Below are 15,949 nucleotides of genomic sequence, written 5' to 3'. Positions count from 1 at the left end.
ACTTAAGTCATTCAGCTTACCCCTCTCCCCCTAAACCGATTACGCCACATGGTCCATTTAGAGGATGTGACTGGCCATAGGGCTTGTTTCAATTTATCTATCGGGGAACCCGGAGGTGGTTGAGAATACTCGCCACCCCAAAGCTAATCCGCCTTACAGCTCATCTATTTGTATGTAACCGGCTGTGGGCATGCACTGGAGACAATAATAATGATCGACAAAGAGCAGATCAGAAAGCAGCTGTTTGAGCGTGCCCAGGAGCTGGTGCCGGTTCTGAAAGAAAGAGCAACACAAGCAGAAGAGCTCGGTGTTCTACCTGAAGACACCATCAAGGACTTCCAGGAAGCCGGCTTCTTCAGAATCCTTCAACCTTCCAAATGGGGTGGTTATGAACTCACTCCTTTTGACTTCTTTGAAGTGCAAACGAAAGTGGCCGAAGGCTGCATGTCTTCAGCCTGGGTTCTGGGTGTAGTCGCGATTCACAACTGGCAGCTGGCCCTGTTTGACGACCGTGCAGCTCAGGATGTCTGGGGAGAAGACACCAGTGTTCTTATCTCTTCTTCTTATATGCCTGTCGGTAAAGTTGAGCATGTAGAAGGTGGCTACAAGCTGAGTGGTCGCTGGGGTTTCTCTTCAGGCTCCAAACACTGCGAATGGGCCTTCCTGGGCGCCATGGTTCCTCCCAAGAATCCTGGTGAAGCGCCTGACTACAGAACCTTCCTGGTACCACGCAGTGACTATGACATCATTGATAACTGGGATGTCATGGGCCTCAAAGGCACAGGATCCAACGACGTTGTTGTCAAAGACGCCTTTGTTCCCGAGTATCGTACTCACCGCTCACTGGATGGCTTCATGCAGAACAGCCCGGGTAATGAGGTCAACACGTCTCCCCTGTTCAAACTGCCATTTGGCCAGATCTTTGTTCGGTCAGTATCTTCAGCTGCTATCGGTGCACTGAAAGGTGCGGTGGATGATTACATTGCATTCAACCGTAACCGTATTGCCCTGCACGATGCCAAAAATGTTGCTGAAGACCCTGTTGCTCAACATGCAGCTGCTGATGCCCTGCGGATTTATCATGAACTCAAGGCTGTTATGTACAGAAACTTCGATATCATGACAGAACGTGCAGAAAACGGTGAAGAACTGACCATTGAAGAACGTGTTCAGTGGCGGTATGACTCAGCCATGGTAGCTTCACGTTGCGCCGATGCTGTTACCAAGCTTTATCTGAGCTGTGGTTCTGCTGCGATCCGTCAGGATCATCAGGTAAACCGTGCATTCCGCGACATCCAAACCGGTCGAACTCACGTTGCCAACCAGCCTGAAAAATACGCCAGAAACTATGGCGGTGTAACATTTGGTCGTGAAACAACCGACTTCTTCCTGTAAAGAAATCGAACCTTTATGATGACAATGCCCGACTCTTAAAGTCGGGCATTTTTTATGCTGCTCTCAACTCAAAACAGCCTCTGACAAAGCCTTTCTTAAAATGGTATAAAATATCCAAACAGATCACTAAAAACCAGCAGTGACCTAATCCTTGGTTTCTTTGAGTATCCTGAACTGATATACCTGATCAGCTGCGGTAACAATGACAGACTTTCCTTCCGGCCCACCAAAAGCAATGTTGGTCAGCTGTCTGGCATCAGGAAAATCCAAACGGTATAAAGGCACCCCGGCAGAATTGAAAACGCCTATTGCCCTGGGACCTGTCACCCAAAGATTCTCTTCATTATCAACAGCTATGCCATCCACCCTTGGGGCATGATTCGCCTGAGGCGGCACTTTTGCAAAAAAGCGTTTAGGTCCAGGATGACCCGCATCACCCATAGCAAACTGATAAACAACACCACTGGCACTGTCTGAAACAAACAACTGCTTCCAGTCTTTAGAAAAAGCGATACCGTTAGGATTGATTAAATCATCGATCATTCGCTCTAGACGACCAGTGTCATTATTAAAGCGATACACTCCACGCACAGGCTGCTCTTCTTCAGCTTTTTCCGGCCCGTTTCCGGTGATGCCATATACCGGGTCGGTAAACCAGATATTACCGTATTGATCAAAAGCCAGGTCATTAGGACTGTTTAACTTTCCCTTACCGTAATGAGTCGCCAGATTGATCAATTTCCCTTTCTCGGTAATGCCCATCGTCCGGTTATGGCGGGCACTGATAATCTGTCCGCCCGCATTGATAATATTGCCGTTGGCATAACCGCTGGGAGAAATACTGCCGATTTTCACACCATTATTTGTGTACTTGTAGATAGTGTTGGCAGGAATATCACTGAAAATCCAGTAGCCATCAGGATTCCAGGCTGGCCCTTCAGTGAATTGAAAACCATCGGCCAATACTTCGACTGCTGACACTTTAAAATCTGGAATACCCAATGTAGCTGCGTCAATTCGCAGAACCACCAGCATCAGAAAGAGTGAACATAGCCTCATTTAATCCACCTCAAATATTCGACCATTCTGAATGCCCATAATCGACTTTTTGTAAGCCTGAGCTACGGTACTGGCAGGCACAGGAATAAAGCCAGGAAAAAAATCCCCATAGGTTGCACTGGACTCTTTCAGTACCGTTGGACTGACACAATTGATACGAATCCCTCTGGGCATTTCCAGAGAAGCTGCTTTAACAAAATGATTAACTGCTCCGTTAACCGTGCAGGCACTGATTCCTTTAGGAATAGGCTCTCGGGCAATAATGCCACTGGTCAGAGTAATTGAGCCATTTTCATTCAACGCTTTAAGTGCATAGCGAACCAGATTAATCTGCCCCATCAGCTTACTGTCTACGCCTTTTTGCCACTCAGCCGAAGTCATCGCTTGCAGGCTATTAAAAGCAACATTACCCGCAGTGACAGCCAGAGAATCAAAGTGACCCAACGATCCCATCAGCTCCCTGATAGAGTCTTCCGAAGTCATATCAACCTGATAATCACCCCTGCTATTACCAACAGCAATCACCTCGTGATCATTCTGCAAGGCATAGACCAAGGCTGAACCAATGGTTCCAGTGGCTCCGACAACAACGATTTTCATGACGTACACTCCGGAAGAGATAAAAGTCATTCCAGAGTGTAATGCAGGATTGAAGAATGTGTAGGATTACCGTTTTCTGTTCAGCTTGCGGACTGATAGAAATAAACCCCATCCGCCAGATTACGAATCATTCTGCCCTGATTCATCATGTAATTAAGGTGAGCAATACATTCCCCCATGCCCATCATCATTTCCGCCCCTTTCAAAGGCCGTTTAAATAAAGGCTCAATCAATTCAAGAGCAGGAACAGGCTCTTTACAGAGCTCAGCAAGACGGTCAACATTCTCTTGATGGTGATCGATCATAGCCTGCAACCGGGTATGCAAGCCCAGAAAAGGATCATTATGCGCGGGGAGAGTCAACGTATCTTCGGGCAATTGTTTCAACTGCTCTAACGTTTCAAGAAAGACCTTCAATGCATCTGCTTCTGGCTCAGTACTGTTGACAGAAATATTGGGGGTGATTTTCGGTAATACCTGATCTCCTGAAATCAGTATATTGAGGGACTCACAATACAAGCAGGCATGCTCTGGCGAATGACCATAGCCGACAATGATACGCCACTCCTGCTCGCCGATGACCAGTGTCTGGCCATTTTCCAGACGACGAAAACTACCGGGAAGAGGCTCCACCATCTTACTGATACCACTGGTACCCTTTCTTAAATGCTCCATAGCCGACTCATCCAGTCCGGCCCGCTCAAAGAAAGAAAGATAAGCTTCAGAGTGCCCCGTAGAGCTCATGTATAGACGAGTAGCCAGATATTCTGTTCGGGTCATCCAGAGGTCTGTCTGCCACTTTTCTGTCAGCCAGCCTGCCTGTCCTACATGATCGGGATGAAGGTGAGTCACCAGAACGCCTTTTACCGGCAAACCTTCCAGTTCATGCTCAAAAATGGTTTCCCAATATTCTCGAGTCTTTTCTCCCCTGAGCCCTGTATCAACAATAAACCAGCCATCGTTGTCTTTGATCAGATATAGATTGATATGATCCAGCTTCATGAAGAGCGGCATTCTCAGCCATTTGACACCCGGGACAACTTCGATCGTTTTACCGGGTTCTGGCACCCCATTAATCGGGTAGAGTAATTCAGTCATAGGCTTTTCGCACTTTATTAGTATGAAAGCACAGCTCTGTCAGGTCCTGCAGTCATCTCAATACTTTGAAGTGAGCCGCACTTTTCGCTCATGGCTGTTTGCTTTTAGATTGGCACAGACTAAAGCCTGATGTCTGACCGCAGACAAAAAAGGCTGGTCAGTGTTTCATCTGCCAGCCTTCTTTATCAGACCCTCAAATTAAGCCAGTTTTTCCAGATACTGTCTACGAACTTCGTGCTTCAGCACTTTTTGCATAGCATTACGCGGCAATGGTTCACTGATTATTTTAACGTACGTGGGCACCTTAAACCGGGCCAGATGACGACTGACATGCTCTTTCAAAGTGTCTTCCGATAAATCAGAATCCTGCTTGAGTCGCAGCGTGACGGCCAGTTCTTCACCCCAGCGCTCATGAGGTACACCAAATACTGCACACTCATCCACACAGGTATGAGCATTGATAACTGACTCAACCTCTACGCAGTAGATATTCTCACCACCACGAATCACTACATCTTTTTTCCGGTCGCAGACATAAACCAGACCATTCTCACCGAGATAGCCTATGTCTCCACCATGCAGCCAGCCATCAATAATGGTTTCTGCTGTGGCTTCAGGTTTACCCCAATAGCCATCAACCAGTGTTGGCCCCTTGATGCAAATTTCTCCGACCTCACCTATGGGTAACTCTTTACCTTGTTCGTCTACAATCTTGATTTCTGTCACAGGATAAGGAAGGCCTACACTGTCTTTATTCTCAAGGTAAGTTGGCCCGGTATTGAGCGTGGCAAACATGTTGCACTCCGTCATACCGTAGCCCGTCCCTGTGAAATTATCAGGGAAAGCCGTCAGAATATCTTTCACCAGGGTTTCTGGCTGGGCAGCTCCAACGCCTGTCATATTAAAAATACTACTGGTGTCGTACTGATCAAAATCAGGATGCTCCAGCAAATCCCAGATCATCTTGGCCGCACCAGAAAGAGTACCGACACCTTCCCTTTCGATCAGCTTCAGAGCTTCTGTCGGGTCCCATTTAGGCTGCATAACCACCTTAGTGCCGTTTCTAAGCGCACTGAATATGACTGTCATCAGGCCACTGCCATGAAACAAGGGCAGTGAGAGCATAATAGCGGTAGGCTTGGCACGAGCCATGAGCTTTTCAATCGTTTTAGGATGCTGAGAGGCCACCACCATTCCCGCCATAGAACCGCACATAACGGCCTGACCTGCGGTCCAATGGGAGGTTAACGCCCCCTTGGGACGCCCGGTTGTCCCAGAGGTGTACATGATGAATGCAGAATCATCAGCACTGATATCAACGGTTTGCTCAGCAGCCGGAGAAGCCAGCAGTTGGCTCCAGGACAAAGTATTTGCCGGCAAGTCATTCTCAACTCTAACTGCCACAGCCTTAATACCCAGATCTGAGAGCTTGTCAGACAATAACTCCAGACGACGACCGTCGAGAAATGCCAGTGAAGCACCGGAATCAGTCAGACCATACGCCAGCTCATCCGCTTCACCCCAGCTGTTCAGTGCGACGGCAATGGCTCCGGCAGAAGTCACCGCCATAAAAGCAACTACCCACTCCGGGCAGTTCCGCATGGCAATCGCCACACGATCACCTTTTTTCACACCTTGTTGAACAAGGCGGGCTGACAGCTTCTGAGAAAGCTCAAACACTTCCTTGAAGCTATAGGTTTCATCCTCATAAACCAGAAAGGGAGCATCGCCAAAGGCTGTGCTCGCCTGGTAAATCTCTGTCAAAGTAGCAGGTGCATTCTTATAACTTTTGTACTGGATTCCATTGATCTGTGTGTCTCCCATTTCAAACTGACCCCCTGGTTGGGTCAGCCCACTTACAACTGCTTTCAACGCGGCAATGGATTGGGACATCGGTTGGTTATCCTTTGTTATTCTATTTTTTCGCCATGGGCATTCTTTTGTGCGCTATAGGCATATTTTTTTACTCCAGCTCATTGCCACCTATGATCACTTTCCTGTGGAAACAGGCAATGACAAAACCGGCCATTTTTTACCGTTCAGTTTTCTCTTTTATTTAAAAAGCCCGTACACAAAGGATTAAACAATCGATTTTTCTGAAAATAAGGCTTGTCACCGGACGACTTTCGTTTTTATAGTAGCGCTATAAAAACAACAGCACACAGGATGTCGACAATGATAAAAAAAGGTTTTTTCCTGGTAGGAGCCAGTTTTCTGATTTCAGGCTGCAGCCCCACCCAACAACCTGAATCCTTGCAAACAGCAGAACTGACTGCTCCGGCTTTCATCGGTAGTCCGGCCACCCCCAAACCTTTTGAGGGTAAGCCTGCAGATAATTTATTCATGGCTCCCCACAGCAAAAGTACAATGCACAGTGATGGCTATAACTCAGATGTCCACAGTGCCATGGGGCCTCTGGGTATCGACCCTCAAATGACAACCCGTAGCGGCTCAAAGCTGCCAGGAGGCATGTGCGCCACCATCACGTTTGACCAACAAGGACAACTGGTTGCTCTCTGCGCCTCCATGGTGGGGTTTGAACTTCAGTTATTGTCCCCTCAATCACTCGAACTGCTGGCACGCTACAAACTGCCATCCAGACCGAGCAGTTTTCAGGCTCTGGTTAAAAGAGACAGGGACGTCATCATGTCCGACACATCAGGAGGCGCATATTACTACCTGGACGACAAAGACCGTGTTGTTTTAGCAGACAGTACTCAGACTATTGTCAGAGTGGGTCATTCACAGGATGAGCAAGGTAACTGGTCATTTAATCTGGAGGACAGCTGGGACCTTAGCCAGGATGTGCCCAATGATTGCATGGATTGGGGGAACTGGTTCCCCAGTGGTGAATGCGACCCCATTACCGCGGTAATGCCCGATCACAACGGTTTGATCTGGTGGGTTACCCGATTCGGTCGGGTGGGTACTCTGAACCCGGATAACGGAGAGATCAAAGGCATTCATTTAGCGAATGAAGAAATACAGAATGGATTCTCAGTTGATCAGAATGCTGTTTATATTGTCTCTGACCACGCTACCTACAGCATGAAAGCAGACGCTGACGGGAGCCCTAAAACCATTTGGAGAGAAACTTACGACAGAGGCAGTTCTCGTAAAGTAGGTTCTATAAACCAGGGGTCGGGCACAACCCCCACACTCATCGGTGATAAATACATTACTGTCACCGATAACGCTGATGAAAAAATCAATCTTCTGGTCTATCGTCGTGAAGCTGACTTCAAAGGTGATCGTTTAATCTGCAGCGTACCTCTTTTCACCGCAGGCAAGTCCTCTACCGATAATTCAATGATTGGGTATGGCCGATCCATTATTATTGAGAACAATTTTGGCTATACCAACGCCATGGAACACAAAGATTGGAGTACGGTTACCGGCGGCATCAGCAAAATTGATGTCAGAGAAGACGAATCAGGTTGTGACGTAGCCTGGACTTCTTCAGAAAAAGCACCGTCCGTGGTACCGAAACTATCTTCCGCTAACGGCCTGGCATACTTCTATACATTTGAAGCTCAGGAAGGAACCAATGAAATGGCCTGGTATCTGATGGCTCTGGACGCTGAAACAGGTGAAACTGCATTCAAGATTCGAACAGGCGCCGGTCAGCAGTTTGATAATAACTGGGCCCCCATCTCTATTGGCCCTGATGGCACTGCTTATATAGGCACTCTCAATGGTATTTTAGCTATTTGGGACGGTAATAGACAAAGCCCTAAACTCTAAACCGGGCAATAAAAGTTCTGAATTTCAGGCATAATGAGTCATTCATTGTGCCTGATAAAGAACTCTAACAGTCAAAGGAGTGAGCATGCCCAGACCCAGGGTAAGAAATCAGATCATAGTTGCTGCACGTTCCTTACTGGATTCAGGAGGCATCAAAGCAATCACCACCAAAGCGGTCGCCCAGCATGCAGGTGTAACAGAAGCCAGTGTCTTCAACAACTTTGGTGATAAAAGTGGCCTGATACAAGCCATAGTTCGTGAGGCTATGCCTGAACAAAAAGCCTTGGTAGAGTGTATTGAGTCTGACTTTGATGATCTTGAACACTGGCTTGAAGAGGTCTTCAGACACTCAATTATTTACTTTCGTACCATTCTACCCATGACGGCCCCTTTCCTTTCTTCACCTCAGAAAAAACACGACAATCCTCAAGGGTTTTATCCGCCCCGTCTTGCACTCTTCCATCGTTTTAAGACGCTCAAGTCAGAAGGACAAACTTCTGATCGTTTTAATCCAAAACTGGCCGCCATGATGATGATGGGGGCAGCCATGCATACAGCCACTACCCAGTTGACTCTCGGCTCCAGTGACTTTGATGAATCCGTTGCCGGCAGTGAGTTTATTCATACTCTGGGGATGACTGTAGAAGAAGAGGAATACTGACTTGAACGACAGTGGTTTGAGTCAGTAAAACTGGACACTGCTTCTCTGCAAGAGCTCATTTCACAAGACAGTGAATCTATGGCCAGCCCTGCTTCACAGATGATATTAGAGCACCCACAGCAAAAAATAGTTAACGACTTGTAAAAAGTACCCATAGTCTACTTTTTGTCGTACACTAACCCCGCTATTAAGATATATGACTTAACGATTTACAGTGTCTCAGTGCAAAAACAAGAATAAAAAAAGCAACAGGAGTCTCTCTATGGCCATGCAGGGAAATGTAGTGCTGATTACGGGTGGCGGCAGTGGTATGGGAAGGCTGGCAGCTCAACGCTGGGCCAAGGCTGGTAAACAGGTTGCCATACTGGATATCAATGAAGCCGGTCTTCAGGAAACCGCTGAAGGATTCAATACCATTCACCCCTTTGTCGTCGACATTACCGACTTTCAGTCAGTGAAAAAGTCCGTTGAAGAAGCCGAAGCAAAGCTTGGCCCCATTGATCGTTTGTATAATTGCGCAGCTATCATGCCTCTGGGAAAACTGCTGGAATTCAGCCCTGAACGAACCCAGCAGATGATGAATATAAACTACAATGGATTGGTAAATGTCACACACGCGGTACTACCCGGCATGATTGCCAGAGGCAAAGGTGATTTTATCAGTTTTGCCTCCATGGCCGGATGGGTGCCTATGCTACTGACCGGTGCCTACTCAGCCAGTAAATTTGCAGTGGCCTGCTACACCGAAACACTCTTTCACGAGAATATCAATTCAGGCGTACGATTTGCCTGTGTCTGCCCTCCGGCGGTAGCAACCCCTCTGTTAAAACAGGGTAAAGAAACTGCCTGGCCAAAAATGCTTCAGGAAGGGGATGACCCAATTGCTCCGGAAGAAGTGATTGATGCCATCGAGAAAAGCATCGACAAGAATGAATTCTGGGTATTCCCTAACAGTGCTGCCCGATGGGGCAACCGCGTTCGCAGAATGTTCCCGGGCGCATTATGGAAACATGTTCATAAAGTTGAAGGCTGGTAAGTCTATTAAATAGACTTATGTATAAAACAAATAAGATATTGCCTAACTATTCAGGCAATATCTTATTTAAGTATCTGGTCAGTTACTTGCGCATATTCCGGCGAGTGGATTTTTTCATCCTTCAAAGCGCAACGCCGGGCGCGTAGCCTTAGCTACGTAACCAGAGTTGGAACGCAGAAGGATGAAAAAAGCCGCCGTCCAGATATTCGAAAACAACTGGTCAGGTACTTACTCTTCATAATCAAAAATAATCAGGCATTTTTAAAAGCAAATGCTCTCTGCTTTTAAAAGGCAAAACCATGCAGGTAGTATCGTCATAAGGTTGATTCGCAGTAATTGATTCAAAGCCCAGTTTTCTATAAAACTCTGGATTTATATCTGAGAATAAGAAAATCCCCCGAGCATCCAGTTCTTTGAATTTTTTAGATATTTCTTTCACAAGTTTTGAAGCATAACCCCTTCTATATTGATCTTCATGGGTAGCAACAGACCCTATACCAAAACAAGCTTCTGGCAAATTAAAGAGATTTTCGTAAATAATAAGCGATGAAACCGGCTTACTTTCTTTTTCAAGAACATACCAATGACCCTGTTGGTATTTTTCGCTTTCATGACATTCTTTCAGATAATCTTCTTTTGCCAGCCCATCACCCCAGGTGCTGAACCCCATCAGAAAGATTTCATCCCATTCTGATGGCTTTGCTTTTCGGATATTGATACTCAAAAGCCTTTTTTCAAAAAAGAGCTCACCCGATTTACTGGCAAGCTCATTTTTTATTTAAACGAACACAAACTCTTCTTCTGTCAGGCTCATGGTACTTTCTGCACCAGCCATGATCGCAGCCTTATGAGCCTGAGCTCTGGGCAATAAACGATCGAAATAGAATTGTGCCGTTGCTACCTTCGACTTGTACAGTGGGTCTGTTGAGCCTTCAGCAATCTCTCTCTGGGCAACATTGGCCATTTGCATCCAGAGATAACCCAGAATGACATAGCCAGAGTACATCAGGTAATCTACAGAGGCGGCTCCCAGTTCATCAGGATTCGACATGGTTTTTTCACCTACATGCATAGTGATCTCACCCCACTCCTTGTTCAGAGCTTGCATGGGTTCAATGAATGCCTGAAGACTTTCATTATCACTATTGGCTTTGCAGTATTTGTGAATCCGCTTGGTAACGCTTGCTAAAAGCGCTCCCTGGCTGCCCATTACTTTTCTACCCAGCAGATCGAGCGCCTGAATACCTGTTGTTCCTTCGTATATCGTTGATATACGCCCATCCCTGACTATTTGTTCCATGCCGTGTTCAGAAATGTAGCCATGACCACCCAATACCTGCATACCCAGATTAGTGACTTCCTGAGACACTTCTGTACAGAAGGCTTTGGCAATCGGCGTCAACATACCCAGCAGATCTTCAGCTTCTTTCTTTTGTTCTTCGTTGCCATAGTTTTCATGATCCACCAGCTGAGCCAACCAGTAGACAAAAGCTCGGGAGCCTTCTGTAAAGGCTTTTTGAGTCATCAGCATACGACGAACATCGGGGTGAACAATGATCGGATCTGCAGCACCATCAGGATTTTTTGGGCCTGTCAGCGAACGCATTTGCAAACGCTCTCTGGCATAAGTGATGGACCCCTGCAGAGAAGCTTCTGACATTGAAAGCCCCTGCAAAGCAGTCCCCAGACGAGCGGAGTTCATCAGCTTGAACATTATATCCAGGCCTCGACCTTCTTCTCCCAGGAGAACTGCACGTGCACCGTCGTAGTTCATGACACACGTAGCGGAACCCTTCAGGCCCATTTTTTTCTCAATTGAACCACAGGTGATATGGTTAAAGTCCCCTTTTGACCCATCTTCTTCGATCCAGTATTTAGGGGCAATAAACAGAGAAACACCTTTGGTTCCTTCAGGCGCACCCTCGACTCGGGCAAGAATGGCATGGACAATGTTATCCGTCAGATCCTGCTCACCACCGGATATGAAAATCTTGGTACCTGACAATGTATAGGTACCGTCGCCATTAGGCTTGGCCTTGGTACGTAACAAACCAACATCTGATCCACAGTGCGCTTCTGTCAGACACATGGCTCCGGCCGACTCGCCGGTCAGAATTTTTGGTAAATAGCGCTGTTTTTGTTCTTCAGTACCGCCATTTAACAAACAGGTCACCGGCGCCAGCGCCAGACCTGTATACATATTGAACGCCCAGTTAGCAGAGCCTGCCAACTCTGAAATACAGGCTCCCACTGAATTAGGGAGCCCCTGTCCACCGTCCTTCTCGGGTACGCCAAGCGCTTGCCAACCGCCCTCACCCCACAATTTAAAGGCTTCTTTAAATCCGGTGGGTGTAGTCACCTGACCGTCTTCAAACTGACAGCCTTCCTCATCGCCCACTTTTTGCAGGGGATGCAGGGTATTTTCTGCGAACCTTGCGCCCTCTTCGACGATAGCGTTCAACACATCAGGGGACACCTGTTCACACCCCTCAAGACCTGCGTAGTGCTGCTCGGAATTCAGCAGGTCATTCAAAACAAACTGGATGTCACGCAGTGGCGCTTTATACTCGGGCATGTATCAGTCCTCAGATACTGTCTTCCGTGAATTTCTTATCGCTCATGGCTGATAAGGCTCATGGCTGATAAGGCTCATGGCTGTTTATCTATTCAGAGGCTATTTGAAGTCAGGAATAAAAGTGGCCTGTCTCTGGAGACCTGGCACTGTGTCAGCCTCTGAAATGATGATTTAAGACGATTGTTCGAATCTTTATGAGGTGAACTCTAATAGAAAGGCCCTCCCCGGCAATACTCCATTTGCACTAGGGAAAAGTCCGGGGAAGAGGATGATTTAATCCTAAGAGGTAGAGAGAAACGCTATCCAGCACTTTTAGTAGCCATACCTGTTTCTTTCAGAGGTTATACAACACCTGGCAGGGCATCCTGATCCATACCACCGGCTATAAACTCGATCAAGAATTGAGACTGCTCACCAAGATGCTCCGGTGTCCAGGTCTGTGGATCCAACCTGCACTGCTGATCCCAGCGAGCGACCGTATGTATCACCATCGATCCCATGAATGTCAGTCTGGCATAGAGCTCTTTAATACTCAGTTCTGGCAAAACCGCCTCAAATGCTTCAGTCATACGAACCAGAGAACTACTCCTGGCGGTATCCATGGCAACAATCTGCTGATTGCCACGCTGGAAAAGTTGACTGATAAGACTGGTATAGGAGCTCTCCTCTCTGGACGCTTTCAGGTGTTCCATATAAGGGATCACCAGAACTTTCACCAGATCTCTAGTGGTTGGAGCCTCGTCTCCACTGAGAATTTCATCAAGCATCTCATGACGCTTCTGATTGAGGGGAATCATCCGGTAATCCAGAATGGCGTTTATCAATCCGGCCCGGTCACCAAAATGGTACTGAACGGCAGAATTATTTTTCTGTCCTGCGGCTCTGGCTATTTCACGATCTGAAACAGCATCTAGCCCTCTTTCGGCTATTAGCTTTTCCGCTGCCTTTACCAGTGCTTCCTTAGCGTCTGTCAGCTGTATAATTGCATTCATAATGGTGCCATAAATATTAAGTTAATTAACTTAATTAGATTACTCGCTTTAATTTCATTTAAATAAAAACTGGTCAGTTCAGTTATATAGGCTGCCAGTTGTCAAAAGCCTGTCTATATTATCTCAATTATTTGCATTGAAATGCTGGCCATTAAAACTCTTTGCCCATTCTGGTATTGGTATAATGCCGACATTTTCTGCTCAAAGCTGTTTGAAACAACTGCGAACAACCCCTCAAATAAAACGCCAGCTTAACATCTAAGGCCTTTTGGGACGAACTCCACTTGGAGCTGAAGTTTTAATTCTACTGCACCGGTTAAAAAATGGATTCCAAATTGATAAGTATAAAAAATGGGGCTAACCCTGCACTTTTTAGTGTTTGTCGGTCACTCATTTTATTGTTTGCCTTGCTTTCAGGCTGCACCGAAGCAGCAATTCCGGGTAAGATTCATCAAATCTGGATTGGCGATAAACTACCCGAATACCTGCATATCATCAGCCAGAGTTTTAAAAAGGTCAAAGGCTGGGAGTATAACCTGTGGCGAGCCACTCAGAACAACTTTTTTGAACAGAATGGAAAAATCATCCGACACACCTGGACCGAGTCAGGCTATTCTACGAAAGAATACTACATAGGTGAACTGTTTGATAATGAGTATTCGACCATTCTGGCTATTCTGGAACGACATAAAACATCCAAAGATAATCACCTTGCCAGCCTCGGCGACACACTGCGGTATCGTATTATCTATGACTTTGGTGGATTCTACTTTGACATGAAATTTGAGTTACTCAAACCAGAGGAACTGAGCGATCTGATTACACAGTCCATTTACAATCTGATCACGGCCAACGAGTTTGCATTTTCAAGCTCTCAGAAAGGCTATTTAAGCAACGGTTTTTTTGCTGCGGAGCCTGACCACCCGGCATTATCCAAGATGCTGTCTTCGATCCACAGCCTGGAAGCCAAGATTGCCTACTCAAAAGTTGACATTTTTGGCCCTGGCTTTTTCCTTAAAGAAATTGAGAGCTGGTTCAGATCTGCAGCACCTGATCAACAACTGGGCTGGCTTATGCTCCCTCATTCAAAAATTTACCCCTATATAGACTGGGCACCCAGGGAGGAGGATTTTTCGTCTGACACCACCCTGGCAGAAACCGCTTTGAAATTAAGAGAAGCGGGGTATGACTCTTGTGTTGCCGAAGCCGATCCTCAGTATAAATTCCCCCAGATGTATTTAAAAGAAATGCGATACCTGACAGTCAATGGTACATCAGGTCTCTTCTACCTCTTTCCATGCATTAAATACCCTGATGCCATTGCTATTGATCATTTTGATTATGGCAGCTCATGGAATAGCCATAACCGTTATGCTGGCAAGCACAGATAACGCGTCCCTCTGCTCTGGAAATTCTGCCTTTCGACAATGGGCATTTACGTTTACTCTGAGAAGTGAAACACTATCGCTTGACCGATCTCATATTGTGCAGTTGCTTACCCTGTAACTGCAGGTTCAGGCGTATTCCGGGACAACCTTCTGGATTGCAGCCAACGAATTCACAATGCCTATAGCTAAACACTGCCTATAGCCAAAAATAATATAAGCAAAGAGACGTTCGATGAGTTACCTGACATTCAACTTTAATCTGGGTGAAACCAATGACATGCTGAGAGAGCAGGTCAAACAGTTTTGCGACAATGAAATTGCCCCTCGTGCCCAGGAAGTCGACCGCAGCAACCAATTCCCCATGGATCTCTGGCAGAAGTTCGGAGAAATGGGATTACTGGGCATCACGGTAGAAGAGGAATACGGGGGATCTGGTATGGGGTACCTCGCTCATGCCATTGCCATGGAAGAGATCAGCCGGGCGTCTGCATCGGTAGCTCTCAGTTACGGCGCTCACTCCAATCTGTGTGTCAACCAGATCAAACGAAATGGCAACGAAGCTCAGAAGCAAAAGTACCTTCCCAAATTAATCTCTGGCGAGCATATCGGCGCACTGGCCATGAGTGAGCCCAATGCAGGCTCAGATGTTGTCAGCATGAAGTTGAAAGCCGAGAAGAAAAACGACAGATATATTCTTAATGGCAACAAAATGTGGATCACCAACGGTCCTGATGCCCATACCTATGTTATTTACGCAAAAACTGAACCCGAAAAAGGCTCACGAGGCATAACGGCCTTTATCGTAGAGCGGGACTTCAAAGGTTTCTCTCGTGCCCAAAAGCTCGACAAACTGGGCATGAGAGGTTCAAACACCTGCGAACTGGTTTTTGAGGATTGTGAAGTCCCCGAAGAAAATGTGCTGGGTACCGTTAATGAGGGCGTAGCTGTTCTCATGAGCGGTCTCGATTACGAACGGGTTGTTTTGTCTGGTGGCCCTACCGGTATCATGCAATCCTGCATGGATATCGTGATCCCCTACATTCATGACCGAAAGCAGTTCGGTCAATCTATTGGTGAATTTCAACTGATTCAGGGCAAAGTAGCCGACATGTACAGTCAGATGAACGCCAGTAAAGCCTATCTTTATGCAGTGGCTGCCGCCTGTGACCGTGGAGAAAGCACCCGTAAAGACGCAGCAGGTGTCATTCTTTATTGCGCTGAACGTGCTACCCAGATGGCTCTGGATGCGATTCAAATTCTGGGTGGCAATGGCTATATCAACGACTACCCGACAGGCCGCTTGCTCAGGGATGCCAAACTTTATGAGATTGGTGCCGGAACATCAGAAATCCGTCGTATGCTGATTGGCAGGGAACTGTTTCAGGAATCTCGCTAACAGCGC

At 46.7% G+C, this 15,949-nt stretch carries 13 protein-coding genes; 6 read left to right on the top strand and 7 right to left on the bottom strand.

Annotated elements, in window-relative coordinates; all coding sequences use genetic code 11:
- Nucleotides 1-210: 210 nt before the first annotated feature.
- Nucleotides 211-1,395 carry a flavin-dependent monooxygenase gene (locus tag GZ78_RS06345; RefSeq protein ID WP_034833552.1) on the top strand — a complete coding sequence of 395 codons (1,185 nt, stop codon included), beginning with the start codon at nucleotides 211-213 and terminating at the stop codon, nucleotides 1,393-1,395.
- 144 nt (nucleotides 1,396-1,539) lie between these two features.
- On the opposite strand, the gene GZ78_RS06340 is transcribed toward GZ78_RS06345, so the two are convergent.
- The 4 genes from GZ78_RS06340 to GZ78_RS06325 all read right to left on the bottom strand — a co-directional run bounded on the left by GZ78_RS06340 (nucleotide 1,540) and on the right by GZ78_RS06325 (nucleotide 6,044).
- Nucleotides 1,540-2,454 (bottom strand): SMP-30/gluconolactonase/LRE family protein, encoded by a 915-nt coding sequence (locus GZ78_RS06340; protein WP_051785883.1) that lies wholly within the window; start codon nucleotides 2,452-2,454, stop codon nucleotides 1,540-1,542.
- A complete protein-coding gene (locus GZ78_RS06335) occupies nucleotides 2,455-3,054 on the bottom strand; it encodes a short chain dehydrogenase (RefSeq protein ID WP_034833550.1) in 600 nt (199 codons plus the stop codon).
- A gap of 80 nt (nucleotides 3,055-3,134) precedes the next feature.
- Nucleotides 3,135-4,151 (bottom strand): MBL fold metallo-hydrolase, encoded by a 1,017-nt coding sequence (locus tag GZ78_RS06330; RefSeq protein ID WP_051785882.1) that lies wholly within the window; start codon nucleotides 4,149-4,151, stop codon nucleotides 3,135-3,137.
- Nucleotides 4,152-4,349: 198 nt separating this feature from the next.
- Nucleotides 4,350-6,044: a class I adenylate-forming enzyme family protein gene (locus GZ78_RS06325; protein WP_034833549.1), complete on the bottom strand. Its 1,695-nt coding sequence runs from the start codon at nucleotides 6,042-6,044 to the stop codon at nucleotides 4,350-4,352.
- 282 nt (nucleotides 6,045-6,326) lie between these two features.
- Here GZ78_RS06325 and GZ78_RS06315 point away from each other — a divergent pair, with 282 nt between their 5' ends.
- The 3 genes from GZ78_RS06315 (at nucleotide 6,327) to GZ78_RS06305 (ending at nucleotide 9,592) form a co-directional block, all read left to right on the top strand.
- Nucleotides 6,327-7,895 (top strand): hypothetical protein, encoded by a 1,569-nt coding sequence (locus tag GZ78_RS06315; protein ID WP_236631486.1) that lies wholly within the window; start codon nucleotides 6,327-6,329, stop codon nucleotides 7,893-7,895.
- Between the two features lie 85 nt (nucleotides 7,896-7,980).
- A complete protein-coding gene (locus GZ78_RS27220) occupies nucleotides 7,981-8,556 on the top strand; it encodes a TetR/AcrR family transcriptional regulator (protein ID WP_051785881.1) in 576 nt (191 codons plus the stop codon).
- A gap of 262 nt (nucleotides 8,557-8,818) precedes the next feature.
- The gene (locus GZ78_RS06305; protein WP_034833545.1) at nucleotides 8,819-9,592 is read left to right on the top strand and encodes an SDR family NAD(P)-dependent oxidoreductase; all 774 of its coding nucleotides are present in this window, start codon (nucleotides 8,819-8,821) and stop codon (nucleotides 9,590-9,592) included.
- A 241-nt stretch (nucleotides 9,593-9,833) separates the two neighbouring features.
- On the opposite strand, the gene GZ78_RS06300 is transcribed toward GZ78_RS06305, so the two are convergent.
- The 3 genes from GZ78_RS06300 to GZ78_RS27215 all read right to left on the bottom strand — a co-directional run bounded on the left by GZ78_RS06300 (nucleotide 9,834) and on the right by GZ78_RS27215 (nucleotide 13,159).
- Complete coding sequence (locus GZ78_RS06300) at nucleotides 9,834-10,316, bottom strand: GNAT family N-acetyltransferase (RefSeq protein ID WP_051785880.1); 483 nt, start codon at nucleotides 10,314-10,316, stop codon at nucleotides 9,834-9,836.
- Nucleotides 10,317-10,370: 54 nt separating this feature from the next.
- Nucleotides 10,371-12,167 (bottom strand): acyl-CoA dehydrogenase C-terminal domain-containing protein, encoded by a 1,797-nt coding sequence (locus tag GZ78_RS06295; protein ID WP_034833543.1) that lies wholly within the window; start codon nucleotides 12,165-12,167, stop codon nucleotides 10,371-10,373.
- Between the two features lie 341 nt (nucleotides 12,168-12,508).
- Complete coding sequence (locus GZ78_RS27215) at nucleotides 12,509-13,159, bottom strand: TetR/AcrR family transcriptional regulator (RefSeq protein ID WP_051785879.1); 651 nt, start codon at nucleotides 13,157-13,159, stop codon at nucleotides 12,509-12,511.
- Between the two features lie 335 nt (nucleotides 13,160-13,494).
- Between GZ78_RS27215 and GZ78_RS06285 the strand changes: the two genes are divergently transcribed.
- Together GZ78_RS06285 and GZ78_RS06280 are read left to right on the top strand one after the other, a co-directional pair.
- Entirely contained in the window at nucleotides 13,495-14,550 is a 1,056-nt protein-coding gene (locus GZ78_RS06285; RefSeq protein ID WP_152558572.1) for a glycosyltransferase family 32 protein, read from the top strand.
- Nucleotides 14,551-14,779: 229 nt separating this feature from the next.
- The gene (locus GZ78_RS06280; RefSeq protein ID WP_034833540.1) at nucleotides 14,780-15,943 is read left to right on the top strand and encodes an isovaleryl-CoA dehydrogenase; all 1,164 of its coding nucleotides are present in this window, start codon (nucleotides 14,780-14,782) and stop codon (nucleotides 15,941-15,943) included.
- Nucleotides 15,944-15,949: the final 6 nt, after the last annotated feature.

Source organism: Endozoicomonas numazuensis (assembly GCF_000722635.1).
Lineage (GTDB): Bacteria > Pseudomonadota > Gammaproteobacteria > Pseudomonadales > Endozoicomonadaceae > Endozoicomonas_A > Endozoicomonas_A numazuensis.
The sequence above is the reverse complement of the archived record's forward strand: the minus strand, read 5'-3'. Positions and strand labels throughout refer to the sequence as shown.

Coding starts and splice junctions, on each gene's coding strand:
- GZ78_RS27215 (WP_051785879.1), bottom strand. CDS start 13,159: ATGAATGCAATTATACAGCTGACAGACGCTAAGGAAGCACTGGTAAAG.
- GZ78_RS27220 (WP_051785881.1), top strand. CDS start 7,981: ATGCCCAGACCCAGGGTAAGAAATCAGATCATAGTTGCTGCACGTTCC.
- GZ78_RS06330 (WP_051785882.1), bottom strand. CDS start 4,151: ATGACTGAATTACTCTACCCGATTAATGGGGTGCCAGAACCCGGTAAA.
- GZ78_RS06280 (WP_034833540.1), top strand. CDS start 14,780: ATGAGTTACCTGACATTCAACTTTAATCTGGGTGAAACCAATGACATG.
- GZ78_RS06335 (WP_034833550.1), bottom strand. CDS start 3,054: ATGAAAATCGTTGTTGTCGGAGCCACTGGAACCATTGGTTCAGCCTTG.
- GZ78_RS06340 (WP_051785883.1), bottom strand. CDS start 2,454: ATGAGGCTATGTTCACTCTTTCTGATGCTGGTGGTTCTGCGAATTGAC.
- GZ78_RS06345 (WP_034833552.1), top strand. CDS start 211: ATGATCGACAAAGAGCAGATCAGAAAGCAGCTGTTTGAGCGTGCCCAG.
- GZ78_RS06315 (WP_236631486.1), top strand. CDS start 6,327: ATGATAAAAAAAGGTTTTTTCCTGGTAGGAGCCAGTTTTCTGATTTCA.
- GZ78_RS06305 (WP_034833545.1), top strand. CDS start 8,819: ATGGCCATGCAGGGAAATGTAGTGCTGATTACGGGTGGCGGCAGTGGT.
- GZ78_RS06325 (WP_034833549.1), bottom strand. CDS start 6,044: ATGTCCCAATCCATTGCCGCGTTGAAAGCAGTTGTAAGTGGGCTGACC.
- GZ78_RS06295 (WP_034833543.1), bottom strand. CDS start 12,167: ATGCCCGAGTATAAAGCGCCACTGCGTGACATCCAGTTTGTTTTGAAT.